This window comes from uncultured Jannaschia sp. (genome assembly GCF_947494025.1).
GTDB lineage: Bacteria > Pseudomonadota > Alphaproteobacteria > Rhodobacterales > Rhodobacteraceae > Jannaschia.
On sequence record NZ_CANLTQ010000066.1, the window covers coordinates 1 to 5,428 of the forward strand.

At 63.7% G+C, this 5,428-nt stretch carries 4 protein-coding genes and 3 pseudogenes; 2 read left to right on the forward strand and 5 right to left on the reverse strand.

Going from position 1 to position 5,428, the window contains the following annotated elements:
• Positions 1 to 82 precede the first annotated feature (82 nt).
• Positions 83 to 250: pseudogene (locus Q1B08_RS20750) on the forward strand (integrase core domain-containing protein); the annotation flags it as partial.
• 275 nt (positions 251 to 525) lie between these two features.
• Here the strand turns inward: Q1B08_RS20750 and Q1B08_RS20755 are convergent.
• From Q1B08_RS20755 to Q1B08_RS20775, 5 genes and pseudogenes are all read right to left on the reverse strand, one after another.
• Positions 526 to 822 (reverse strand): PRC-barrel domain-containing protein, encoded by a 297-nt coding sequence (locus Q1B08_RS20755; protein WP_299823089.1) that lies wholly within the window; start codon positions 820 to 822, stop codon positions 526 to 528.
• Between the two features lie 143 nt (positions 823 to 965).
• On the reverse strand, positions 966 to 2,441 hold the full coding sequence (locus Q1B08_RS20760; protein ID WP_299823092.1) for a PQQ-dependent sugar dehydrogenase: 1,476 nt from the start codon (positions 2,439 to 2,441) through the stop codon (positions 966 to 968).
• 401 nt (positions 2,442 to 2,842) lie between these two features.
• The gene (locus tag Q1B08_RS20765; RefSeq protein WP_366140082.1) at positions 2,843 to 3,310 is read right to left on the reverse strand and encodes a DUF2254 family protein; all 468 of its coding nucleotides are present in this window, start codon (positions 3,308 to 3,310) and stop codon (positions 2,843 to 2,845) included.
• A 64-nt stretch (positions 3,311 to 3,374) separates the two neighbouring features.
• A pseudogene (locus Q1B08_RS20770) lies at positions 3,375 to 4,217 on the reverse strand (DUF2254 family protein); the annotation flags it as partial.
• A 378-nt stretch (positions 4,218 to 4,595) separates the two neighbouring features.
• Positions 4,596 to 4,853: a hypothetical protein gene (locus Q1B08_RS20775; protein WP_299823095.1), complete on the reverse strand. Its 258-nt coding sequence runs from the start codon at positions 4,851 to 4,853 to the stop codon at positions 4,596 to 4,598.
• 35 nt (positions 4,854 to 4,888) lie between these two features.
• On the opposite strand from Q1B08_RS20775, the pseudogene Q1B08_RS20780 reads away from it, so the two are divergent.
• Positions 4,889 to 5,285, forward strand: a pseudogene (locus tag Q1B08_RS20780) (transposase); the annotation flags it as partial.
• Between the last annotated feature and the right edge of the window lie 143 nt (positions 5,286 to 5,428).

The following is a 5,428-nucleotide window of genomic DNA, read 5'->3' on the forward strand; positions in this document are numbered from 1 at the left end:
GGTTGAGTTCCGCGACGGCGTCCGCCTACTTCAACCCGCCGCCTGATCACGCGTCACCAACTTTCGCGCATATCTCGAATGCGACGAGCTGCTCAACGCTGAGGTCTTTTATTCACTCAGGGAGGCACAGTTCCTGATCGAGCGATGGCGCCGCCACTACAACACAGTCAGGCCGCACAGCTCGCTGAGATATCGCCCGCCAGCACCGGAAACCTTCGTCTCAATGGACCAGAGGCCGACCATGTACTAACATTCATCCCGGACCACTCGATGGGGGCAGTCCAAGTATGCTTGTGTGAAACGTCTTACCGAACCGCCACTCAGCCTTCCATGAAACCGTAGCAAGCCTCAACATGGCCGCCTGAGACCAACTAATCAGCCTCCGGCGAAGCCGGCGCAGTTCAGTTCGTCGCGCATTGGGCCAGTCTCTGCGTGGCCCGTCGGGGCAGGGGACTTTTATGAAAACCCGGCACTGATCCCGTGTCGGGTTTGGCTGCAGTCTGGCTGCAGATCCATGGGTCGGCGTTAGTCCTTGTGCTCGGGCAGATCCTTCCGCGCGTCCTTTGCCATGGACGTTGTCGTGTGGACCGTCTGCTTCTCATCTCGCATCAGATTCAGGCTCGAGATGGGCAGGGCGACGGGCTTCGCACCGAGGCCGAGGAAGCCGCCCACGTCGACGACGGCACTCGCAGTCGGTCCGGTGCCGTGCAAATGGGAAACGGTGCCGATGTTGCTGTCATCGGGACCATAGACGTCGGCCCCCTCGGCCGTGGCACCGGTCAACTCGTCTGCGCGCAGCGGGGTATGGTTGGAATGACTCACCGGAGAACCTCTTCTCTGGTTCGAATAATTGTTAACCATCTGACCAATATTGAAGTTCGGCAGAAGGCGGCGGCGGGGTTGGAGGGGTCAATGCTTCATGCGCGAAGCGCACGACCCGAATTCTCCACCAAACCGACCCGACATCAGTTCTGCGCGGGCACATTTTTGCCAGTCTCCAAAGCTGTTGCGTCGGTCTCGCCGTCATAGGTGACGCGCCAGATCGTGCCGCCGGTGTCATCGATGACGAAGAGCGCGCCGTCGGGCGCCACGGTCACGTCCGCCGGTCGACCCCAGACTTCGGCCCGATCGGTCCCGCGGGACCAGAACCCGGACAGGAAGTTCTCGTAGGTACCGTCCGGCATCCCGTCCGAGAACGGCACGAAGACCACCTTGTAGCCGGTCGGCTGCGTCCGGTTCCACGACCCCTTCAGCGCCACGAAGGCGCCGTTCCGGTAGCGTTCGGGGAACATCTCGCCGTCGTAGAAAGCCAGGTCCATGACCGCGGAATGCGGGTTGAAGATCAGTTCCGGCACCTGAGCCCCGTCGACCAGCTCGGGCGCGAGCTGCGCGAAGCCCGGTTGCGGGTTTGAGCCCATGTAGCTGTAAGGCCATCCGAAGAACTCGCCCTCGTCGACGCGGATCAGGTAGTCGGGAACGAGGTTGTCGCCCGCGCCGTCACGCTCCTGCACGACGGCAAACAATTCGTCTGTCGAAGGGTTCACGTCGAGCCCGGTGGCGTTCCGCACGCCCGTCACCACGGTCCGCTGGTCCGATCCGTCGGCGGCGAAGCTCTGGATCGTGGCCTTCGGCTCCGGCTCGACGGAGATGTTCCCGAGCGAGCCCACGCCGACGTAAAGCCGCCCGTCCGGGCCGATCTCGATGTCGCGGTTCACGTGGCCGTTCATCGCGCCGAACACGCCGCTCTCGGTCAGCAACTCCTGGCCCGAGAAGTCGTAGAGCGGCTTGCGGTTCTCGACCGGGGTCTCGTCCACCGTCTGGTCGCGCGCGCCCACGTTGCGGATGTTGGGGTCCTTGTAGGGCTGCGACCAGATGCCCTCGAGGTCGGCAATCAGGATCTCGTAGTCGTAGTCACCCTCGCCGGTCCATTCGCGATGGGTAATGCCGTAAGGACCGGTGAAGGGCTCGAAGGCGCGGGAATTGATGTCAGCCACGCCGTCGCCATCCGTGTCGCGCAGCAGCGTGATGTAGCCGCCCGTCTGCATCGAGACGAGCAGGTCGCCGTTCGGCAGGACATGGCCTTGGCGGGGACCCTCAAGCCCCTGAGCGAACAGGATCGCCGAAAACCCCGTAGGCAGCGACAATTCCTGCGGAACCTCGGTTGCGCGCAGCGGCGCGTTGGCGACCGGCGGCCCCTGATAGGGTTCGGGCAGATCGGCCAGATCGACGCGGAAGCGCTGCCCCACGGCCTGGTCCTGCTCGGGCGTGGCCGCGATCGCGCTGATCACGTCGCCGGCGGCCTGGCTATTGGATTCGACGATCTCCGCATCGCTGGGCGCGGGGCTCGACTGTCCGCCGGCCTGATCTTGCGCGAGAGCGAAGCCTGAGGACATCAGAACCGCCGCGAGGGCCGTAGTCGTGAGACAGGTTCGGGCAGACATCGCGTGCTCCTCGGGCGGTCATGGTCGGGAGCGCAACGCCCGCCTCTGAAGAGAGGTCCGCTGCATCGCGCCTTGGTGACAATCTGTGAAGCCGCTTCCGAATTGACCGGACAGGGTCTCCCACTTCCTCAAAAGATAGGAGTGCTGTTCCCCTCATGACTGGTCACATCCTACACCACGGGATGGGGCGCTCCCCGACACGCGACGCTGCCGATCGTTCACGCCGTGCCAATCGGCGTATCAACTAACGTGATCCCGGGAAAACTCTGCTTTCGGGCGGTCCAAAGTTGGGAATCAGAGCCCTGTGCTCAAAGCCTCAGCTTCGGTCGGACTGGTTTTCAGGGAACGGGAGTCGCGGTTTGAAGGATCGCGAGGTCGCGAAGAACGCCTTGGAACGAGACCTATCCATTCCTGGCGGAACTTTCGCCGAGGTCGACGGCCTGGGGCGCGGCGATCTTGGCGATGGCGCGGGCCCGGGCCTCCTCGACGTCTTCGCGTGCCAGCGTTTCGGTGAGCTGCTCGTTGGCGGACATAGCGAGGCGCGTGACCTGTCGGGCGCATCCCGCCGCCATGTCGGGCCGACAGGCGACGCTGGCGATGTCGGTCAGGATGGCGAGCGCATAGAGCGCCGTTGTCCTGTCGGTGCTGACATGCTGGCGCATCTGATCGAAAGCTCGGTCAAGCATGACTCCGAAGGTCACCTGCGAATAAAGCACGGGAGACGCTGCGGGCAGTCGTTCAGCAGGCGGGCGTTCCGCAAACGCGCAGAGTGCCGCGCCCAGCCAGTCGAGGCAGAGCATGGCCGTGTGTGGATCGTTGACGCCGGGAGAAAGCGCGCGAACTCCGACCTCCACCAGTTGGTCGACCAGGAAGAGGACATCCTGGTCGTCCGTTCGGCTGGGTCCGAGCGTATAGCCACGCTGGTATTTTCTTCTCGAGGCCGGCGTCGACTTCGGACTGTCCCAGTACGGTCATTACGGTCTCTCGGGTCGCGAGGAAATCCCCTGCGGCGCGGTCGATCCGGACCTGAACCCCATTTGACCGCGCGAGATTCTGCAGGCTTCCGACGTCGATCCGGCGCAGGTAGCCTGTCGAGCGCGCGCACCGCATGGGAGGGCCCTTTCCGGTTGGCAGTCCGGCCCAAGAGGCCACGTCGACGGGCTCTCTCTCGTCCCGGCCAGCGTGTTCCGGACTGGGTATGCCGGCGATTGCCTCGTGCAGCTTCCGGCCGATACTCGCCGTCAGGTTCATGATGTTGATGGATTCGGGAATGTGATGGATGTAGCCGATCAATGCGCCAACAGAGGACAGCGTGAGCAGGAGCGCGAACAGCGTGGAGATCTGGGGCACGAACGCTTCAAGCGCCTCGTCCTGGAACTCGATCCGGTTGTGGACGGTGCTGAGCACGGTGATGCAGTAGACGAAGGTCGCTACGAACACGCCGAGCACGATCTGGTTCGTGCGATCGGCCATGAAGTTGCCGATCAGACGAGGGCCGTAGTTCGAGCTCGCAAACGACACGGCGACGATCGTGATCGAGAACGCGACGCCGGCCACGCCGAGCGCCGCGCCGGCCAAGGTCGTCAGGATCGCACGGGCACCGTCCACCTGAATCGCACGGAAGAATCCGAGGCTCCTCGTCCAGTCGCTTCCAAGCTTCTCATCCACGAAAGGGAGCACGAATCCCAGAATGATCGCGAGGACGGTCATCGCGCTTGGCCAGAACCAGTAGGTCCGTCTGATCCCGGCGATGTGGCTGAAAACGAGATCGCGAATACGTCACCCGTGGCGCCATGCGACGCCATCCGTGCGCGCACCGCAAACCATATTGCCGTTCGCCCAAACATCAAGCGGTTACGGCAGGACCCTACCGGCGACTCCTCGGCAACAATTCGGCCGTTTCGACTTCGCCATGTGTGCGCAACGCGATTGGGCTTGGTGTCGGCGAGGTCGCGGTTCCCGATCCCCCCTCGAGGGTGCGGCGGGTATAGAGGGTGTCGACCCATTCGACCGCCTGTCGCGGCCTTGATGATGGGTTGGGTAGCCCCTCCTGACGGCACTCGTGCCACTGTGGTCCCATCAGGATCAGGAGGATTTGGCTATGAAGGAAGTATCGATCATCGGCGTGGATTTGGCCAAGCAGGTCTTTCAGCTTCACGGGGCATAGGCGAGGGCGAAGTCGAGTTCCGCAAGAAACTGTCGCGCAAGCAGTTCCTCACCTTCATGCAGACGCATCCAAGATGCAGGGTGGCGATACCGTCGGGCAGGCGGGGCGGCCAGCAGGCCTGCAGCGGTTAAGAGGATCAGCAAACGGTCCAGTGGACCGTTTGCCCGACGAACGCGATCCAGGCGTGCCTCATGATCAAGGGTGAAGGGCGTCCCGGAAACGATCCAGTGGATCGTTTCAGCCATGAACGGGCGAAGCCCCGAACCTGTTCGAGCGACTACTCCGGCAGACGGCGGGCTTCATCGCGAGCCTGTTGCGGTTGGCGGGGCTGGATTGGACGGTACCGGATTGCACTACGTTGTGCCGGCGTCAGCGGACCTTGGCGGTCAGGCTGCCTTGCCAGGGATCGAAGGGGCCGCTGCATCTGCCGGTGGACAGCACCGGGATCAAGGTCTGCGGCAAGGGGCGCGCAGGGACCGTGGCCCCCTACGGGGCCGCGCAAGCCCGCAGCACGGCATACCCGCAAGCATGGCGGGGCCCGCCGGCGCGTTTGGCGCAATGTCCATCTGGACATCGACGAGGGTGAGGAGGAGCAGGAAAGGCCCCAGTGGGGCGTTTCCCTGACGAACATGGAGGTCCGGGTCATCGAGGTCACCGATAGCCGCGTTGGCCCTGCTGGCGTTCAGGCACGAAAGCCGGCTGATCGGGCACAACGGGGCCAGGTTCCCGAAGGGGAACCGATCGGTCCGCAACCGCACGGTACATCCGGGTGAGGGAACACCGGCGGACGCGAGGGACTTCAGGTTTCGAACCGTTGTAT

Excerpts from the sequence above, each read along its gene's own strand:
- Q1B08_RS20760 (WP_299823092.1), bottom strand. The coding sequence starts at position 2,441 with ATGTCTGCCCGAACCTGTCTCACGACTACGGCCCTCGCGGCGGTTCTG.
- Q1B08_RS20775 (WP_299823095.1), bottom strand. The coding sequence starts at position 4,853 with ATGGCTGAAACGATCCACTGGATCGTTTCCGGGACGCCCTTCACCCTT.